This is a genomic window from Allobosea sp. Root483D1, assembly GCF_001429505.1.
Classification (GTDB): Bacteria; Pseudomonadota; Alphaproteobacteria; order Rhizobiales; family Beijerinckiaceae; genus Allobosea.
Genome location: NZ_LMJW01000020.1, coordinates 422,317 through 439,541, shown reverse-complemented (window position 1 = coordinate 439,541; position 17,225 = coordinate 422,317). Strand labels below are relative to the sequence as shown.

General features: G+C 66.4%; 14 protein-coding genes. 7 read left to right on the top strand and 7 right to left on the bottom strand.

All coding sequences use genetic code 11. From position 1 onward, the window contains the following. Window positions 1–10 precede the first annotated feature (10 nt). Window positions 11–1,570, bottom strand: a complete 1,560-nt coding sequence (locus ASE66_RS20660; protein WP_057191578.1) for an ABC transporter substrate-binding protein — start codon at window positions 1,568–1,570, stop codon at window positions 11–13. A gap of 144 nt (window positions 1,571–1,714) precedes the next feature. On the opposite strand from ASE66_RS20660, the gene ASE66_RS20655 reads away from it, so the two are divergent. The 5 genes from ASE66_RS20655 to ASE66_RS20635 all read left to right on the top strand — a co-directional run bounded on the left by ASE66_RS20655 (window position 1,715) and on the right by ASE66_RS20635 (window position 7,484). After that, window positions 1,715–2,599, top strand: coding sequence for a LysR family transcriptional regulator (locus ASE66_RS20655; RefSeq protein ID WP_057191577.1), 885 nt, complete (start codon window positions 1,715–1,717; stop codon window positions 2,597–2,599). Window positions 2,600–2,731: 132 nt separating this feature from the next. Next, window positions 2,732–4,519, top strand: a complete 1,788-nt coding sequence (locus tag ASE66_RS20650; RefSeq protein WP_057191576.1) for a peptide ABC transporter substrate-binding protein — start codon at window positions 2,732–2,734, stop codon at window positions 4,517–4,519. 145 nt (window positions 4,520–4,664) lie between these two features. After that, window positions 4,665–5,624, top strand: a complete 960-nt coding sequence (locus tag ASE66_RS20645; protein WP_057191575.1) for an ABC transporter permease — start codon at window positions 4,665–4,667, stop codon at window positions 5,622–5,624. Then, window positions 5,590–6,531 (top strand): ABC transporter permease, encoded by a 942-nt coding sequence (locus ASE66_RS20640; protein WP_057191574.1) that lies wholly within the window; start codon window positions 5,590–5,592, stop codon window positions 6,529–6,531. The genes ASE66_RS20645 and ASE66_RS20640 overlap by 35 nt, the downstream gene beginning before the upstream one ends. Window positions 6,532–6,764: 233 nt before the next feature. Continuing rightward, window positions 6,765–7,484 carry a response regulator gene (locus tag ASE66_RS20635; RefSeq protein ID WP_057191573.1) on the top strand — a complete coding sequence of 240 codons (720 nt, stop codon included), beginning with the start codon at window positions 6,765–6,767 and terminating at the stop codon, window positions 7,482–7,484. Between the two features lie 32 nt (window positions 7,485–7,516). On the opposite strand, the gene ASE66_RS20630 is transcribed toward ASE66_RS20635, so the two are convergent. Beyond that, complete coding sequence (locus tag ASE66_RS20630; protein ID WP_057191572.1) at window positions 7,517–10,195, bottom strand: ATP-binding protein; 2,679 nt, start codon at window positions 10,193–10,195, stop codon at window positions 7,517–7,519. After that, entirely contained in the window at window positions 10,192–11,088 is an 897-nt protein-coding gene (locus ASE66_RS20625) for an ABC transporter substrate-binding protein (RefSeq protein WP_162262515.1), read from the bottom strand. The genes ASE66_RS20630 and ASE66_RS20625 overlap by 4 nt, the downstream gene beginning before the upstream one ends. Window positions 11,089–11,437: 349 nt before the next feature. Between ASE66_RS20625 and ASE66_RS20620 the strand changes: the two genes are divergently transcribed. Both ASE66_RS20620 and ASE66_RS20615 read left to right on the top strand, forming a co-directional pair. Then, window positions 11,438–11,698, top strand: a complete 261-nt coding sequence (locus ASE66_RS20620) for a hypothetical protein (protein WP_057191570.1) — start codon at window positions 11,438–11,440, stop codon at window positions 11,696–11,698. A 181-nt stretch (window positions 11,699–11,879) separates the two neighbouring features. Continuing rightward, window positions 11,880–12,965, top strand: coding sequence for a helix-turn-helix transcriptional regulator (locus ASE66_RS20615; RefSeq protein ID WP_057191569.1), 1,086 nt, complete (start codon window positions 11,880–11,882; stop codon window positions 12,963–12,965). Between the two features lie 268 nt (window positions 12,966–13,233). Here ASE66_RS20615 and ASE66_RS20610 read toward each other — a convergent pair whose 3' ends face one another. From ASE66_RS20610 to ASE66_RS20595, 4 genes are all read right to left on the bottom strand, one after another. Beyond that, window positions 13,234–14,205: a formylglycine-generating enzyme family protein gene (locus tag ASE66_RS20610; protein WP_244495000.1), complete on the bottom strand. Its 972-nt coding sequence runs from the start codon at window positions 14,203–14,205 to the stop codon at window positions 13,234–13,236. Further along, window positions 14,192–15,697 carry a tripartite tricarboxylate transporter permease gene (locus ASE66_RS20605; RefSeq protein ID WP_057191568.1) on the bottom strand — a complete coding sequence of 502 codons (1,506 nt, stop codon included), beginning with the start codon at window positions 15,695–15,697 and terminating at the stop codon, window positions 14,192–14,194. The genes ASE66_RS20610 and ASE66_RS20605 overlap by 14 nt, the downstream gene beginning before the upstream one ends. After that, the gene (locus tag ASE66_RS20600; protein WP_057191567.1) at window positions 15,697–16,146 is read right to left on the bottom strand and encodes a tripartite tricarboxylate transporter TctB family protein; all 450 of its coding nucleotides are present in this window, start codon (window positions 16,144–16,146) and stop codon (window positions 15,697–15,699) included. The genes ASE66_RS20605 and ASE66_RS20600 overlap by 1 nt, the downstream gene beginning before the upstream one ends. A 77-nt stretch (window positions 16,147–16,223) precedes the next feature. After that, entirely contained in the window at window positions 16,224–17,198 is a 975-nt protein-coding gene (locus tag ASE66_RS20595) for a Bug family tripartite tricarboxylate transporter substrate binding protein (protein WP_057191566.1), read from the bottom strand. Window positions 17,199–17,225: the final 27 nt, after the last annotated feature.

Sequence of the window (17,225 nt, the reverse complement as noted above, 5' to 3'; positions counted from 1 at the left end):
AGACTCGCTCTCAGATCTTGACCTCGCCGACGCTCATCGTCAGGGCCTGGTTGACCTTGAAGTCCTGAACGCCCTGACGCCAGAGGTTGGAGGCGTGAACGAAACCGAGCACGCCGATCGGCGCGTCGCGGGCCAGGATCATCTGCATCTTCCCGTAGAGGTCCTTGAGCTTGGCCTCGTCGGTCTCGGCGAAAGCGGCCGACATCAGCGCGTTGAGCTCCGGATTGTCGTAGCCGGTGCTCTTCGACAGGAACTGACCCGGCATCACCGTGTTGGCGATCGTATAGGTCGGCTCGCCGGGCGACATGTAGACCTGCATCGCCATCTGGTGCTCACCCCGGGCGATCTGCTGGATCAGCACCGAGAACTCATAGACCTTGAGGTTGAGCTTGATGCCGATCTTGGCGAGCTGAGCCTGCAGGAAGATCGCCGCATCCTTGGTGTCGAGCAGATAGGGCTCAGCCTGGATGCTGATGTCGATCTCGGCGCCATTCGGATATTTCGACTTGGCGAGGAACTGCTTCGCCCTCTCGATGTCGAAGGCGATTTCCTTGTCGGCCTCAGGATTGAACCACCAGCTCCGCGGCGGCGCGAGCCCGCCCGTCGGGTCGAGCAGGCCGTAATAGACCTTGTCGGCGATGGTCTTCCGATCGGTCGCGCAGGCGAGCGCCTTGCGGAAGTTCACGTCGTCGAATGGTGCCTTGAGATTGTTGGTGAACATCAGCAGCGAGCCACCGAGCGTCGGTCGCGAGGCGCCGGTGATGCCAGGCATGGTCTTCAGCCGGTTGAACTCGCGCGGCGGCGGGGCGCTGATGATGTCGACCTGGCCGGTCAGCAGGTAGGCGACGCGCGTCGCATCCTCCGGAATCATCCTGACGACGAGCCGGTCCCAGGCCGGCAGGCCCTTGCGCCAGTAGTTCGGATTTTTCTTGAAGCTGATGTAGTCGTTCGGCTTCCACTCCTCGAAGACGCCGAAGCCGGTGCCGACGCCCGCGGGCTTCTGCTTGAAATGGTCGTCGCCCAGCTCCTTGCGCGAGCCGGCGGGGAAGATGCCCATGTACTTGGTCAGGAAATAGACCCACTGGCCATAAGGCTCGGAGAGCTCAACCTGGACCTTGAGCGGGTCGAGGACGGTGACCTTCGCGATCTTGCCGAAGATCGGACGGCGCAGCGCCTTGTTCGCGGGGTCGAGCAGGTAGTCGAAGGAGTATTTCACATCCTCCGCCATCATCTTCTTGCCGTTGTGGAAGGTGACGTCGTCGCGCAATTCGAAAGTGTAGGTCTTCTTGTCGGCCGAGATGGTCGGCAAGGCCTTGGCGAGCTGCGGCTTCAGCACGCCATCGACATCGTATTCGACCAGGTTCTCGAACACGGTCTGGCCGAGAACCATGGCGTCGTGATTGAGCTGGTTTATCGGATCGATGGTGATCGGATTGCTCGGCAGGACGATGGTGAGCGTCTTGCCATTGTTCGGTTGGGCGTGGAGCAGGCTCGCGGGCAAGAGGCCGCCAAGGGCGCCGCCTGCTGCAGCTGCGAGAAACGCACGGCGATCTGTCGGCACGGTCAGCATCGGAGTCCCCCTGTTTTTATGGCAATGCCTTGGCGGCGCCGGAGACCGGCGCCGCGCCGAACGAGGGAAAGCTAGATCGGCGGGGCGACGAATAAAAATAGGAAGTGCTTGCCGCTCGATTGCCTCCGGCTATCATCTTGAACGATGCGCTATACCTTTGGTCAGGCCGAGGCGTTCTACTGGGCGGCGCGGCTGGGCGGCTTTCGCGCCGCCGCCCTGCACCTCAACCTGTCGCAGCCGACGGTCAGCCTGCGCATCAAGGAGCTGGAGCGCACCCTCGGCGGCGAATTGTTCGACCGCTCGCTCTACCGCCCGGTACCGACGACGCTGGGCAACGCTATCTATGCCGATGTCGAGCGCATGCTGGCCCATGCCGAGCAGGTGCAGCGCCATAGCAAGGATGGCTTGCGCGGCAAGAGCCTGCTGCGCATCGGCGCAGCCGATTCCTTCGCCGCCGCCATCCTGCCCGATCTGCTCGCCCAGCTGGCGCGCCGCCATGCCGAGCTGCAGGTCGACGTCACCGTCGATTTCAGCACGAAGCTGGAGCAGCTACTGCTCGACCGCTCGATCGACATCGCCTTCCTGTCGCAGCCGCGCGCCCATGACGGGATCACCATCGTCCCGCTCTGGCTGATCGATCTCGTCTGGGTGATCGGCGAGGGACTCCCCTTCCCCGGAAACGTCGCCACGCCCGAGAACCTCGTCGACCTGCCGATCTTCACCAACGGCTCGCCGTCCGGCCTGTTCACCACCATCCAGATGTGGTTCGGCGCACATGGCCTGAAGCCGCGCCGTCTCAACACCTGCAATCCGCTTACCGTGATCGCCCGCCTCGCCAGCGCCGGCACCGGGGCGGCGATGATCCCGCGCGAGATGATCCATCTTTCGGGCGAGAAACTCGCGCTGCGCGTGCTCGAGGCCGATCCGCCGATCCCGGCGCACAATCTGTGTGCGATGTGGTGGAACAACGAATCCGCCGACGAATGCGGCTATCTCGCCAGTCTCGCGCGCGAGATCGCGACGGGCTGAGCAGCATCGTGCTCTTCGTGCGCGCAAACCGCTCGATTTGTCGTCGATAGAGGCCATAGCCGCCGGGCCGAGCATGCATTACGCTCCCCTTCGGGCCACCTCATAATAGGCCAGCTAAAACAGGGGAATATGATGGACGAGCGTAAGCTGAGCAGCTTGATCGAGAACGTGAAGGATGGCGCGATCTCCCGCCGATCCTTCATGCGAAAACTGGCCGCGGTCGGCATTTCGGCTCCCTTCGCCTCGCAGATCCTGGCCTGGAACAATGTCGCCATGGCGCAGGCCTCGCTGGCCTACAAGCCGACCAAGGCCGGCGGCGGCGGGCCGCTCAAGATCCTGCTCTGGCAGGCGCCAACGCTGCTCAATCCGCATTTCGCCAGCGGCACCAAGGACCAGATCGCCGGCCGCATCTTCTTCGAGCCGCTGGCCGGCTGGGACAAGGACGGCAACCTCACGCCTCAGCTCGCCGCCGAGGTCCCGACGCGGGCCAATGGCGGGCTGTCCGAGGACGGCAAGGTGGTGACCTGGAAGCTGAAGCAGGGCGTCAAATGGCATGACGGCAAGCCCTTCACCGCCGACGATGTCGTCTTCACCTGGGAATATGCCGCCGACCCGGCCACCGCCGCCTACACCACCGGCTCCTACACCAACATCAAGGTCGAGAAGGTCGACGACCACACCGTCAAGGTGATCTTCAAGGAAGCGACGCCGTTCTGGGCCGACCCCTTCGTCGGCGTCGTCGGCCAGATCCTGCCGAAGCATCATTTCGGCGAGTACAAGGGCGCCAAGTCGCGCGAGGCCCCGGCCAATCTGAAACCGGTCGGCACCGGCCCGTACAAGTTCGCCGAGTTCAAGCCGGGCGACATCCTCACCGGCACGCGCAACGAGGACTACCACGTCAAGAACCAGCCGCATTTCGACACGATCGAGGTCAAGGGCGGCGGCGACGCGGTCTCCGCGGCCCGTGCCGTGCTGCAGACCGGTGAGTTCGACTATGCCTGGAACCTGCAGGTCGAGGACGAGATCCTGAAGAAGATGGAGACCGGCGGCCGCGGCAAGGTCAGTGCCGTGCCATCGGGCGACATCGAGTTCATCATCCTCAACACCACCGATCCCTGGACCGAGGTCGACGGCGAACGCTCCAGCGTCAAGACCAAGCACCCGACCCTGTCGGATCCCAAGGTACGCCAGGCGTTCAACCTCCTGATCGACCGCGATTCGATCCAGAAGTTCATCTATGGCCGCGGCGGCAGGGCGACGGCGAGCTTCGTCAACGAGCCCAAGCAGTTCAGGTCGCAGAAGCTCAAATACGAGTTCAATATCGACAAGGCCAACAAGATCCTCGACGACGCCGGCTGGAAACGTGGCTCCGACGGCATCCGCGAGAAGGACGGCAAGAAGCTCAAATACGTCTACCAGACCTCGATCAACGCCCCGCGGCAGAAAACGCAGGCGATCATCAAGCAGGCCTGCCAGAAGGCCGGCATCGACCTCGAGCTGAAGTCGGTCACCGCCTCGGTGTTCTTCTCCTCCGACGTGGCGAACCCCGACACCTACACCAAGCTCTATGTCGACATCGAGATGTACACGACCACCCAGCCGCAGCCGGATCCGGAGCGCTTCCTCAACCAGTTCGTGTCCTGGGAGGTCGCCAACAAGGAGAACAAGTGGCTGGGCCGGAACGTCTCGCGTTATTCGGACCCCGCGGCCGACGAGGCCTACAAGGCTGCCCAGAAGGAGCTCGACCCGGCCAAGCGCGCCGCGCTGCTGATCAAGGTCGACGAGATCTTCTGTGAAGCGAATGTGATCCTGCCGCTGCTGTCGCGCACCCGCGTCGCCGCCTCGGTGACCAACCTGATGCACGATCACAGCGGCTGGGACGTCGACACCTGGAACGTGGCTGCCTGGTATCGCAGCTGAGGCCGGCTAAACCGCTCGCGGACGGCTGATGCCGTCCGCGNCGGCCCCTGCCGCTTCCGCGCGAGCCGGCTCGGCCCGATGGTGTCTCATCGCCATTGGCTCGTGCGGCTCGCTCCAGCGACACCCCGCTTCACGGGAATCCTTGATGGCGACTTATCTTCTGCGGCGATTGCTGATCGCCATTCCGAGCCTGCTCGGCATTAGCTTGATTCTGTTCACGATTCTGGCTTTGGCGCCGGGTGATCCGTTTTCGGAAATGGCGACCAACCCCAACGTCCCGCCCGAGGTGCGCGAAGCGTTGCGCGCCAGCTTCGGCCTCAACGATCCGGTCATGGTGCGCTATCTGCGTTGGCTGTCGGCGATGGCGCAGGGCGACTGGGGCTTCTCCTTCGCCAGCCGCATCAATGTCGACACCCTGATCCTGCAGCGTGTGCCGACCACGCTCTTCGTCGTCGGCACCTCGCAGATCCTGGCCCTCTGCATCGCGCTGCCGGTCGGGATCTACGCGGCGACGCGGCCTTATTCGGTCTTCGACCAGATCGCCAACACGCTTGCCTTCGTCGGCTTCTCGCTGCCGACCTTCTTCACCGGCCTGCTGCTGATCCTGCTGTTCTCGATCAAGCTCGACTGGTTTCCCTTCGTCTACCGCTCCGACATCGCCGCGAGCGGCTGGCGCTGGTATTGGGAGATGTTCCGCCAGGCGATCATGCCGATCACGGTGCTCGGCCTGTTCCAGGCGGCGTCCTATACGCGCTATGTCCGCTCCGCGGTGCTCGACGTGATCCGGCTCGACTACGTCACCACGGCGCGCGCCAAGGGGCTCGGCGAGAAAACCGTCACGCTGCGGCACATCACCCGCAACGCGCTGATCCCGGTGGTGACCCTGGTCGCCCTGCAGATGCCGGCGGTCTTCGGCGGTGCCATCGTCACCGAGCAGATCTTCCGGATTCCCGGCATCGGCTCGCTGCTGATCGACGCCATCCTCGCCAACGACACACCCGTGATCATGGCCGTGACCTTCGTCTTCGCCTGCCTGGTCGTCCTCTTCAACCTCATCGCGGATTTGCTTTATGGCTGGCTCGACCCTCGCATCTCCTTCCGTTGATCCGGTTGCGGCCGTGCTCGCGGCAAGCGTATCGGTCTCGCCCGGGCGTGAAACCTGGCGGCGCTTCCGCCGTCACAAGCTCGCCATGGCGAGCGCGGTCATCCTCGCTTTGCTGATCCTCAGCGTCGTCGTCGGTCCCTGGTTCTGGCCCGTGCCGATCAACGACATCGATTTCTCGGCGCAGCTGCAGGGCCCGTCCTGGGCGCATCCCCTGGGCACTGACGATCTCGGCCAGGATATCCTGGCGCGGATGATGTATGGCGGGCGCATCTCGCTTGCCGTCGGCCTCGCCGCCATGGTGGTCGCGACCACCGTCGGCGTCCTGATCGGCGCCTCAGCCGGCATGTCGCGCAAGTTCGCCGACCCCGTGCTGATGTGGGTGACGGACCTCTTCCTGTCGCTGCCGCAGCTGCCGCTGCTGCTGCTCATCATCTACCTGTTCCGCGAGCAGCTGAAGGCGGTCTTCGGCGTCGAGGGCGGCGTCTTCATCCTGATCGTCGTCGTCATCGGCGGCCTGCGCTGGATGCCGGTCGCCCGGCTGGTGCGGGCGCAGTTCCTCTCGCTCCGCGAGAAGGAATTCGTCGAGGCTGCCCGGGCCCAGGGCGCCACCAAATCCCGCCAGATGATGCGCCATATCCTGCCCAACGCGCTCGGGCCGGTCATCGTCGCCTCGACGATCGAGGTCTCCTCGGCGATCATCGCGGAATCGACGCTCTCCTTCCTCGGCCTCGGCTTCCCGCCGGACATCCCGACCTGGGGACGTCTGCTCTTCGACGCCAAGGACCATCTCGACACCGCGCCGCACTGGGCCCTGTTCCCGGGCGCCGCGATCTTCCTGACTGTGCTGTCGATCAACTTCATCGGCGACGGCCTGCGCGACGCGCTCGACCCGCGCCGCGTGATCTGAGCGTGCAAGACGCCGCCAGTCCGGCAATCCGGCCTGGCGGCGCTATCGGTCCTGAGCCCTCCGCCGGCTTCCGGCGGAACGGGCCGTGGATAGCCGGCCGGGCTTTGACTGCACGGTGAACAGCGGTCAACAATCGGGCTCTCGATCGCTTGCGGCGCATCGATCCCCGGTGAATCGTCCGCCCGGTGCGAATCGCGGGAGACTCGGGGCGTCGACCAGGGGAAGCAGAGCTGATGGATGCGACATTCCGCGACCGGCTCGTCATCGTCGAGGATGATCCCGTCACCCGTACGGTCATCGCCGGCTATTTCACCGACCAGGGCTTCCAGGTCGAGGAAGCCGAGACCATCGTCCAGGCCCGGCAGGCGGTGCGGCGCTTCAGGCCGGACCTGATCTTCATCGACGTCGTCCTGCCCGACGGCGACGGCTTCGAACTCGCCCGGGAGCTCCAGTCTGTCTCCGATGCCGGCATCATCTTCGTGACCCGGCGCGACGCCGATGTCGATCGGATCGTCGGCCTCGAGCTCGCCGCCGATCACTACGTCAACAAGCCCGTCGACCTGCGCGACCTTCTCGCCAGAGCCCGTTCGCTGCTGCGTCGCCGCCGTATCGAGCGCGACACGGCGCGCCGCGACACCGTCGCCACCTTCGGCCCGTTCACCATCGACCTGCTGCGCCGCGAGCTCGCCACGAACAATGGCGAGCCCATGCGCCTGACGAGAGGCGAGTTCGACCTGCTGGCTGCGCTGATCGAGAGCAACGGTCATCCCCTCAGCCGCGACTACCTGATCGAGGTCATCAGCAACCGCTTCACCGATGTCGACGCGCGCAGCGTCGATGCGTTGGTCGCGCGCCTGCGGAAAAAGCTGGGCGACACCGCCAAATCGGGGATTATCGCGACCGTCAGCGGAAAAGGCTACAAGATCGGCGTGCCGGTCGAGCGCGACGTCTAGACAGTTCCCTGGCGATTCGAACGCGGCGTGCTCTAAGTTACACCCGCCGCGGCAGGAGCCTCGTCCGCCAGCCCGGCCAGGGCCTCGAGGGCATCATCGCGGGCCAGCCCGAGGGCCTCCACCGCCGCCGCGAGCGCCTCCGGGTCTGCGCTCGCCGCGTCGCGTTCGAGCGTGGCGGCGAGCGCGAAGACCTGCCCGAGGCCGACCGCCCCGGCCGAGCTCCCCAATTGATGCGCCAGGCGTCCCAGCTCGCTTCGGTCGGGAGCCCGCAAGGACGCCTGCATCTCCGTCAGGATCGCCTCGGACACGGTCGCGAAGAGCGCCACGAGCTGCCGCGTGCGCTCATGCCCGATCAGGCGGCGCTGCGTGTGGAAGAAGGCGGCGTCGATGGGCTGCTCGGCCGACAGGGCGACGATCTGGCTCCGGCTGGCACGATTGCTGCCGCGCCCGATCACCTGCAGGAGGGCCGTGGAGGTGATCGGCTTAGACAGGATCGTGGTCAGCCCCGCCGCGCGCATGCGCCGCATCGTCTGCGGCGAGACGTCCGCCGTCAGCGCGACGATGCGGGGCTGCGTGATGCCGGGCAAGTCTCGGATCGCCAGGGTGGTCTCGATGCCGTCGATCCCGGTCATGTGCATGTCGAGCAGCACGAGATCGAAGCTGCGCTTGCGCAACGTCTTGAGCGCGGCCTCGCCGGAGGCCGCGGCCTGCACCTTGTGGCCGGCCTTGCCGACCATCAATCGCGCGACCTCGCGGGTCACGGGATCGTCGTCGACCACGAGGATCGTCTGCAATTGTCCCGGCGCGATCTCGCCCGGCCGGGCCGCAGCCTTGGCCGCAGCCACCGGCAGCTTGACCGAAAAGGTGCTGCCCTGCCCCTTGGCGCTGACGACAGAAATCGAGCCGCCCATCAATTCCGCCAGCTTGCTGCAGATCGCCAGGCCGAGCCCGACGCCGCCATTGCGCCGCCCTGTTTCCGGGTCGACCTGCACGAAATCCCGGAAAATCTGGCGCTGCATCGCCCGGTCGATGCCGATGCCGGTGTCGCGCACCTCGAGCCGCAGCTCGAGGCCTTTCTCGGACGGCACGCGCTGCAGCTCGGCAGTGAGCTCGACCTCTCCCTGCTCGGTGAAGCTGACCGCATTGCGGAGCAGGTTGATCAGGATGCGGTGGATCTTGCCGGCATCGCCATGCAGCCGCAGCCCCTCGGATGGAGGGCGCAGCGTCAGGATGAGCCCCTTCTGCTCCGCCAGCGGACGCATCAGCGCCGCGGCCGCGCCGAGGAGCGCGCCGAGATCGAAATCGCGCCGATCAATGTTTTCGGTTCCGGCCTCCAGCCGCGACAGATCGAGTGTCGCATTGGCCAGATCGACCAGCGCCTCCCCCGAGGTCGCGGCCATGGTGATGAGGCGGCGGTCGCGTTGGCTCAGGCGGCGCCGGTCGATCAGTTCGAGCACGCCGAGGACGCCCGATAGCGGCGTGCGGATATCGTGCCCGACCACCGCCAGGAACCGGGATTTCGCCCGTGTCGCCTCCTCCGCCGCCTTTTGCCCGGCAGAGGCCAGTCGCAGGGCCTGCTCCAGCGCCGCGGTGCGCTCAGCGACCTTGTCCTCCAGGACGGCGCGGCCTTCCGCGAGGCGCCCGGCCATCACGTTGAACTGCTCCCCCAGCTCCTGCAACTCGTCGCCGGTGTGGATCTCGATCCGCGCATCGAGATCGCCCCGGCCGATCCGCGCCGCGCCTTCGCCGAGGGTCTTGATCGGCGCGACGAGCTTGCGGCTGAGGATGATCCCGGCCAGCACCGTGACGAGCAGGGTCAGCAGCAGAAGCATCAGCGAGCGCAGGATCGACGCATGGATCGGCGCGAAAGCTTCGCTCTCCGGCAGGTCGATCACCACGTTCCAGTCGACGTCGGGGACCGCGGTCATGACGGACAGGACGCGCCTGCCCTCGATATCCGTTACCGAAAGCCCGGCCCCGGCCGCACCGGCGGCCTCATGCGCGTTCACAAGCGCGGCCAGGTTGGTGTTGCGCAGCACGAAACGCAGATCGGGATGCGCGATCAGCCGGCCGGAGCGCGTGACGATATAGGCGCGTCCGGCCTCGCCGACCTTGAGCCGGGAGACCAACTCCCGGATGAAGACGAGATTGACGGTCGCCCGCGCGGTCCACTGCGGAGGCGACGCCGCTCGCCTGAGCAGCACCATGTGCGGTTCAGAGCCGCGCCGGAATTCAACCTCGCCATGAAAGCTGCCCTGCGCCTGGGCGGCCTGGAAGCCTGGATCGGTCGACCAGTCGGTGCCGCCATCCGCGCGGTCCCGCGCATAGCGCGACAGAAAGAGCTGCTCGCGTCCCGCCGGATCGATCTGGCGCAGCTCCAGGACAGCCGGAACCTGCCGCATCAGTCGCAGACCGTCGAGCCGGCGCTCCTCGGGCGAGTTGCTGGTCGCGCCGCTCTGCGAGGCCCAGTCGAGATGATCCATGATCTCGGTGACGAAGGCTCCGATTTTCTGGGCCGCCGCCCTGGCCTGCTCCTGCTGGACCCGGACCAGGAGCGCCCTCTGGTCCGAGAAGGCGAAGAAGGTCGTGATCGCCGTGTTGAGCCCGAGCGCGAGGCAAATCGCGACGCCGACGAAGACCGCATATTTGCGGGCGAGTTCGCCGCGCCGGCGCGGGGGATTGCTCTGCGCGACCAGATCGCCCTGCGTCACGACAAGATCCGTTGCGCGCGTATCCGCAGCGAGGCCGGCAGGATGAGCCCCAGGGCCGCAGCGGCCTTTTCGTTGATGACCAGCTCGAAGCTGCGCGAGAACTGCACCGGCAGTTCGGCGACGTCGGCCCCGCGCAGGATGAGGTCGATATAGGAGGCGACCATCTCGGCCGTCTCCTCGCGCGCGCCGGCATAGGACATCAGCCCGCCCTGCAGGGTGAAGGTGTCGAACGGGTAGACCGCCGGCAGGGCCAGGCGCGCGGCGGCGGCGGTGCAAAGCGCGGCATTGCGGAAGGTGAAGCTGTCCGGCAGGAAGACCAGGCCGCCGCCCGTCCCCTTGCCGGCAAATCCGGCGATCGCGCCGTCGATGGCGGAGGGTTCGTTCACGTGGATGGTCTCGAAGGCCGGCCCGCCGGCGGGCACGGTCGCCTGCAGGCGCGCGAGATAGGTCGCGCCGGCTGCCGGCGTCGTACGGGGATTGAAGACCACGCCGATGCGGCGCGTCGCCGGCGCGATCTCGTTCAGGAGCTCGACCCATTTCTCCGACATGACCGGGTCGTTGTTGCTGAAGCCGGTGGCGTTTCCGTCGGGGCGTTCGAGAGAACGCACGAAGCCGCTCCCCACGGGATCGGAGGCTGTCGCGAACAGCACGGGAATCTGCCGGGTCTCGGCCAGCACGGCTGCGGTCTCGGCGCTGGAGCCGACGACGATGATGTCCGGCCGGTCGCGAACCACCTCGGCGGCGGTCCGTGCGAGGTCCGCCGCGCTCGTCCCCCAAGATCGCAAGGCGATGCGCAGGTTCTTGCCGTCGACCCATCCTCGCTCAGCCAGCAGCCCATACAGCTCGGCCGTCCGCGCGCTCACGACGGGATGGTCGAGCGGCAATCCGATCACGATCGAAATCCGCTTCGTCGGCTCCGCCGATCGGGCCGCCCGTCCCGTTATCGTAAGGCCGCAGGTTGCCAGGGCGACCAGGAGGGAGCGGCGATGCATGCTGCGAACCAAATGAAGCACGGAGCCCGGCCGCTCCCCTGACGGCAATCTGGCATGCTCCGCCCGCTCACGTCGAGAGGCGACGGCCGCTGCAGAAGCACTCCGGCGCGACCGTTCCGGCAGCCCGACAGCCTCACCCGATCGGGTGAGGCGCGGCGGCACCTTGCGAATATCCTTCTCGACGCCTCGCCTGGGCACTTTTCAAGCGAAGAGACGCGGCAGGTGAGGCAAGCCAACTCAGGAAACGCCGATGATCTCGAAGCAAACCTATGCCGTTGTCGCGGCAGTCATCGCGCTGTCCAGCCCGGCCTGGGCGCAGGAGGGCAAGACCGCGCAGCAGACCGGCATGTCGATCGCAAAGAAGCGAGGCTATTCGAACCCGAATTGCTATGCCGATGTCTTTGCCAGCTACGCAGCCCAGAACTCCAAGGGCCAGTGGAGAGCTCCGACCGGCAAGGCCGCGGTCGGCTACAAGAACGAGCAGCACGCCAAGTGCGGGATTTCGATCTGAGACTGCCAGCTCCTATCAGGGCGAATGTCGCGGTGTCGTCCAGCCAGCGCGCAAGTTCCTTGTTCGATTGTCGGGTTGACTTTACGGCAGGATGCTTGGCGTCATTCATCGCAAATGCCGCTGCGCCCCGGCCCCATCGCTCCGGCTCCTGTGGCAGGCACCATCTTCGCTCGGGTTGACGATGGACGACGAGACACTGCAGCGCGCCGAGACGATGTTTCTCGACGCCGCGACCGATCCCGAAGCCTGGCAAGCGGCGCTGGAGATGGTGGCGCGCGCCACAAGGTCGAAGGGCGCCGCGATCCTTACCGTGGAGGGGCGCGGCCCGTTCGTCCTGCCGACCTCGGAGATGGGAGAGCTTGCGGAACGCTACGTCAAGGATGGCTGGCACCAACGCGATTTCCGTTACGCCGGCATCCCGCTGATGAAGCGCAGCGGCATCATGGTCGACCAGGACATCGTCGCTCCGGACCGCATGGCCCGCATGGACTATTATGCCGACTTCCTGCGCCCGATGGGCTTCGGCTGGTTCGCGGGGCTGCGCGTCACGACCGGCGACGACCTGTGGTGCCTGACCTTCCAGCGCGGCGAGGATGTCGGCGCCTATCTCCCGGAGGACCAGGTTCGCTTGGCGAGGCTCGGCGATGTCGTCTCCCGTGCCGCCACCATCGCCCGCCGGCTCGAATTCATCAGGCTGGACGGTGCAGTTGATGCGGCCGACGCCACGGCTGGCGCCTGTCTGTTCATCGACAGGTTCTGCCGTATCGTCAGGATGACCGCCGCGGCCGAGGCCATGGTCGGGCGCCAGTTCCACATCCGGCAGGGGCGGATCGCCTTTTCTCATTGTGCCAGCGACGCGCTCGACCGGCACCTTGCCGCATCGATCTGGCCGGACCTCGCGCCGGACGCTGCCGCCTTGCGGCCGGTGACGGTTTCCCGGCCCGGTCAGAGGCCTCTGGTCTTCCATGCGATCCGCCTGCGTGGAAACGCGCTCGGCTTCTTCGCCCCCGCCTTCGCGATGGTGACAGTGAAGGACCTGGAGGAAGCCCCCCGGCACGACATCGAGACCTTCGGGCGGCACTATCGGTTGACGCCGTCCGAGTTGCGGGTGGCCCAAGCGATCATCGAGCGGCACGGGGTCATCGAGGCGGCCACCTCCCTCGGCATTTCGCACGAGACGGCGAGGAGCCACGCGAAAGCACTGTATGCGAAGACGTCGACGGCGAACCAGGTCGAGCTCGTCAGCCTGATCTTGCGATTCCGGTAGTTGAGACGTGACATCTGAGACGAGTGCGGCAGGTCTTCGCTTGGATCGGTTTCAGGACAGTGACCGATCCCTGCTGGGGCGCGGCGCTGCCCGCGGCTCGTGCATGTAGAGCGCCCGGCCTGGGTCAGCGCGGCTTCGGCGCCGCGAATATCCGCTTCCCGGCAGCGTGCCGACGACAGCCAGCGGCGCATTTCAAGCGCCGTGGAATGTTCTGCAGCTCGTGAACCGTACCGGGACATGAAAAGGCGAGCGCGGACGAGCACCGCGTTCAGGGCGCAGCCCCCTTGATGTCGTAGGCGATACGAAATCCGGTATGGCTCGTGCTGGAATCAGATGTATTCCCGATGCGGGCCGCGATGCGGTAGCGGAAACAATAGGACCGGTGGCAGAGAAACGAGCCGCCCTTGAGCAGATGCCGGCCTTCGCGGACAGCGCTCATGTTCAAGGCGCGCGCGGCCCGCTTGAGCGAGCGGACACGAAATGCATCCGCGCTCCACTCCCAGACATTGCCGCACATCTGGAACAGGCGGTAGCCGTTCGGCGTGAAGGCGCGTGCCGGCGCGGTGCCGCGATACCCGTCCGCGCCGGTATCGCGCGCCGGAAAGGAGCCCTGCCAGATGTTGCAGGGCAGGAAATCGACGTCGTCGGGCTCTCGGTCGCCCCAGGGAAACATCGTGCCGGCCAATCCGCCGCGCGCGGCGTGCTCCCATTCGGTTTCGGACGGCAGCCGCCCCCCGGCCCAGGCGGCGAAGGCGAGAGCGTCGCGGTGCGAGGCATGGACGACGGGATGGTCCATTCGCTCGGCGAGATGCGATCCCGGTCCCTCGGGCGCGCGCCAGCAGGCGCCCTCGACCTTGCGCCACCATTCCGCGCCGGTCACGCGCACGCTGTCATGGTTGCCTTCAGGCAGATGTCCCGAGAACACGAAGGACCAGCCATAGCGCTCCGCCTCGGAGACATAGCCGGTGGCTTCGACGAAGCGCTGGAAGCGCAGATTGGTCACCGCCGCCTCGTCGAGCCGGAACGGCGCTGTCGTGACGAAGCGGCGCGGCCCCTCGCCATCGCTTTCGAAGACCGGCGCATCGGTGCCGACCTCGGCGCGTCCGCCGGGAATGGCGACGATCGTCGAGATGTCGCCGGCCCCGCCCGCGGGGATCGGGTGCGGAGCCCGGTCTGCGACATCGCCGCGCCCGAGAGACCCGCCGCAGCCGCAGCCCGGGTTCGGTTCAGTCCTCTTCAATGAAGACCTCACTGCGCTTGCGTGTGACCGACGGCAACAGCAGCAGGCAGAGCAGACCGGCGGTCGCGGCCAGCAGGGCCGCGCTGAGAGGCTGCGTGATGAGATAAGCGGGGTCGCCGCGCGACAGCACCATCGCCCGGCGCAGATAGGTTTCCATCATCGGCCCGAGCACGAAGCCGAGCAGGAGCGGCGTCAGCTCGAAGCCGAGCTTGACGAAGAGATAGCCGACCAGGCCGAAGGCCGCGAGCGTGTAGAGGTCGAACACGTTCGAGGCGACCGAATAGACGCCGATCGCCGAGAAGGCGATGATCCCGGGGAACAGGATGTAATACGGGACGCTGAGCAGCCGCACCCATATCCCGATCAGCGGAAGGTTGAGCAGCACCAGCATCAGGTTGCCTAGCCACATCGAGACGATCAGCCCCCAGAACAGCTCGGGCTTGTCGGTGATGACGCTCGGGCCCGGGGCGATGCCCTGGATCGTCATCGCTCCGACCATCAGCGCCATCACGGCATTGGCGGGCAGCCCCAGCGTCAGCATCGGGATGAACGATGTCTGGGCGCCGGCATTATTGGCGCTTTCAGGGCCAGCGACACCCTCGATCGCACCCTTGCCGAAGCGCGATGGATCCTTCGCGAGCTTCTTCTCGACCGCATAGGAGGCGAAGGAGGCGAGCAGCGCACCACCGCCCGGCAGCACGCCCAGCACGCTCCCGATCACGGTGCCGCGGGCGATCGGCGCGGCCGAAGCCCTGAGATCCGCGGCCGATGGCATCAGCCCCGAGACCGTCTTCACACCGATCTCGCGTTCCTGCTCGTCTTCCAGGTTCCTGAAGATCTCGGCGACGCCGAAGACGCCGACGGCGATCGCGACGATTCCGAGCCCGTCGGCCAGTTCCCCGACACCGAAGGTGTAGCGCAACTGGCCAGAGTTCACATCTGTGCCGACGAGCCCGAGCAGCATGCCGAACACGATCATCGCCAGTGCCTTGAGCACGGAACCGTGCGCCAGCGCGATGGAGGCGACAAGGCCGAGCAGGATGAGGGAGAAATACTCCGCCGGCCCGAATTTGAGCGCCACCGTCGTCATCGGCTCGGCGAACCAGGCGATCACCAGCGTCGCGACGCTGCCGGCGATGAAGGAGCCGATGGCGGCGATGCCCAGCGCCGCGCCGGCCCGTCCCTGGCGCGCCATCTGGTAGCCGTCGATCGCGGTCACTGCCGAGCTCGCTTCGCCTGGCAGGTTGATCAGGATCGCGGTGGTCGAACCGCCATACTGCGCGCCGTAGTAGATCCCCGCCAGCATGATCAGCGAGGTCTCGGGCGCCATGGTGAAGGTGATCGGCAGGAGCAGTGCGACGGTCGCGGCCGGGCCGATGCCGGGCAGGACGCCGACGAGCGTGCCGAGCAGAGCGCCGATGAAGCAGAAGAGCAGGTTGTTCGGCGAGATCGCCACCTGAAGGCCGAGCAGGAGATGGCCGAGCAGATCCATCACGACGCTCCCAGGAGCGGTATCGGCACGCCCAGCCCGTAGCGGAACAGCAGGACGCAGAACGCGGTCAGCCCGGCCGTGAGGCCGAGCGCCAGCATCAACGTCATGCGCTGGCTGGCGAAGGCGGAGAGCAGAACCGCGACGACGAGCGCCGGCACCAGACCATAGCGCGGCACGAGCAGCGCAAAGCCGACCGTGGCGCCGCTGGTGAGGACGATGCCGCGCCAGGGAACCCGTCCCACGAAGACCGCCGCGCTTGCGCCGATCGCGCGGCCGGCGATGACCAGCCCCATCACGCCTAGCAGCCCCGACAACAGGGCCGGGAAATAGCCAGGTCCCATGCGGAAGCTCGTCCCCAGCGGCAGTTGCGCGAAGCCGATCAGACCGAAGAAGAGCGCAGCCGCAATCAGCAGCAAACCTGCCGCGATGTCCTTGAGATCGGCCCGCATGACGTCTTCCGCCGCTGAAGTTCTTTGTTCTGCGCGAATTCCTGTCGGTCGACCGTTCCGGTCGAACGGAAAGCGCGCTAGTCGGTCTCGATGCCGGCGGCTTTGACGATACCGGCCCAGAGCGCGATCTGCTGCTCGATCAGGGCGCCGTATTGCTGGGGCGTGTTCGGCTCCGCCGCATCGACATTGCTCTTGGCGAAGCGCTCGGCGACATCCGGCATGACGATCGCCTTGTTGACCGCCGCGTTGATGCGCTGGATGACCGCCTCGGGCGTACCCTTCGGAACATGGATGCCGAAGAAGCTCTTCAGCGCGAGATCGGGATAGCCGGCCTCGACGACGGTCGGCACGTCGGGCAGCTCGGCATTGCGCCTGGTGTCCATCACGGCCAGCGCCTTCAGCTTGCCGGCCTTGACCAGCGGAGCCGCGAAGACCGAGCCCAGCGCCATGAACTGGACGCGCCCCGCCAGCAGGTCGGAGATCGCCGGCGGCTGCCCGGCATAGGGGATCATCTCCATCTCGAGCCCGGCGCTCTGCTTGAACTTCTCGGTCGCCAGATGGACGACCGAGCCGCGACCCGAGCCGGCATAGGAGGCCTTGCCCTTCTGCGCCTTGATGTAGGCGATGAACTCCTTGAGGTCCTTGACCGGCAGCTCCGCCGGCACGGTGAACATGAAGGTGGTGGTGCCGAAGGTGGCGACGGGTACGAAATCCTTGGTCGGGCTATAGCGCAGGCTCTTCGGGTGCAGCGCGACCTGGGTCGTGAAAGGCACGCTCGAGCCGAGCCACGTGTTGCCGTCGGGCGCACTCTTCGCGACGGCTTCCGTTCCGACATTGCCGTCGGCGCCCGGACGCGAGTCGATGATGATGGGTTGGCCGAGCTCGGCCGAGAGCTTCTCGACCAGGATGCGGGATGCGACCTCCTGCTGCCCGCCCGGCGGGAACGGGATGATCATGCGGATTTGCCGGTCCGGCCAGCTCTGGGCCGAGGCCGAGCCTGCGATCATGGCGAGCACGAGGCCCGAGGTTGCGGCGAGGATGGTCTTGAGCATGCGTCTCTCCCCTTCCTGTTGTCTTCC

What these genes read in the sequence shown, in the direction of transcription:
- ASE66_RS20660 (WP_057191578.1), bottom strand. Translation starts at nt 1,570, where the DNA reads ATGCTGACCGTGCCGACAGATCGCCGTGCGTTTCTCGCAGCTGCAGCA.
- ASE66_RS20655 (WP_057191577.1), top strand. Translation starts at nt 1,715, where the DNA reads ATGCGCTATACCTTTGGTCAGGCCGAGGCGTTCTACTGGGCGGCGCGG.
- ASE66_RS20650 (WP_057191576.1), top strand. Translation starts at nt 2,732, where the DNA reads ATGGACGAGCGTAAGCTGAGCAGCTTGATCGAGAACGTGAAGGATGGC.
- ASE66_RS20645 (WP_057191575.1), top strand. Translation starts at nt 4,665, where the DNA reads ATGGCGACTTATCTTCTGCGGCGATTGCTGATCGCCATTCCGAGCCTG.
- ASE66_RS20640 (WP_057191574.1), top strand. Translation starts at nt 5,590, where the DNA reads ATGGCTGGCTCGACCCTCGCATCTCCTTCCGTTGATCCGGTTGCGGCC.
- ASE66_RS20635 (WP_057191573.1), top strand. Translation starts at nt 6,765, where the DNA reads ATGGATGCGACATTCCGCGACCGGCTCGTCATCGTCGAGGATGATCCC.
- ASE66_RS20620 (WP_057191570.1), top strand. Translation starts at nt 11,438, where the DNA reads ATGATCTCGAAGCAAACCTATGCCGTTGTCGCGGCAGTCATCGCGCTG.
- ASE66_RS20615 (WP_057191569.1), top strand. Translation starts at nt 11,880, where the DNA reads ATGGACGACGAGACACTGCAGCGCGCCGAGACGATGTTTCTCGACGCC.
- ASE66_RS20605 (WP_057191568.1), bottom strand. Translation starts at nt 15,697, where the DNA reads ATGGATCTGCTCGGCCATCTCCTGCTCGGCCTTCAGGTGGCGATCTCG.
- ASE66_RS20600 (WP_057191567.1), bottom strand. Translation starts at nt 16,146, where the DNA reads ATGCGGGCCGATCTCAAGGACATCGCGGCAGGTTTGCTGCTGATTGCG.
- ASE66_RS20595 (WP_057191566.1), bottom strand. Translation starts at nt 17,198, where the DNA reads ATGCTCAAGACCATCCTCGCCGCAACCTCGGGCCTCGTGCTCGCCATG.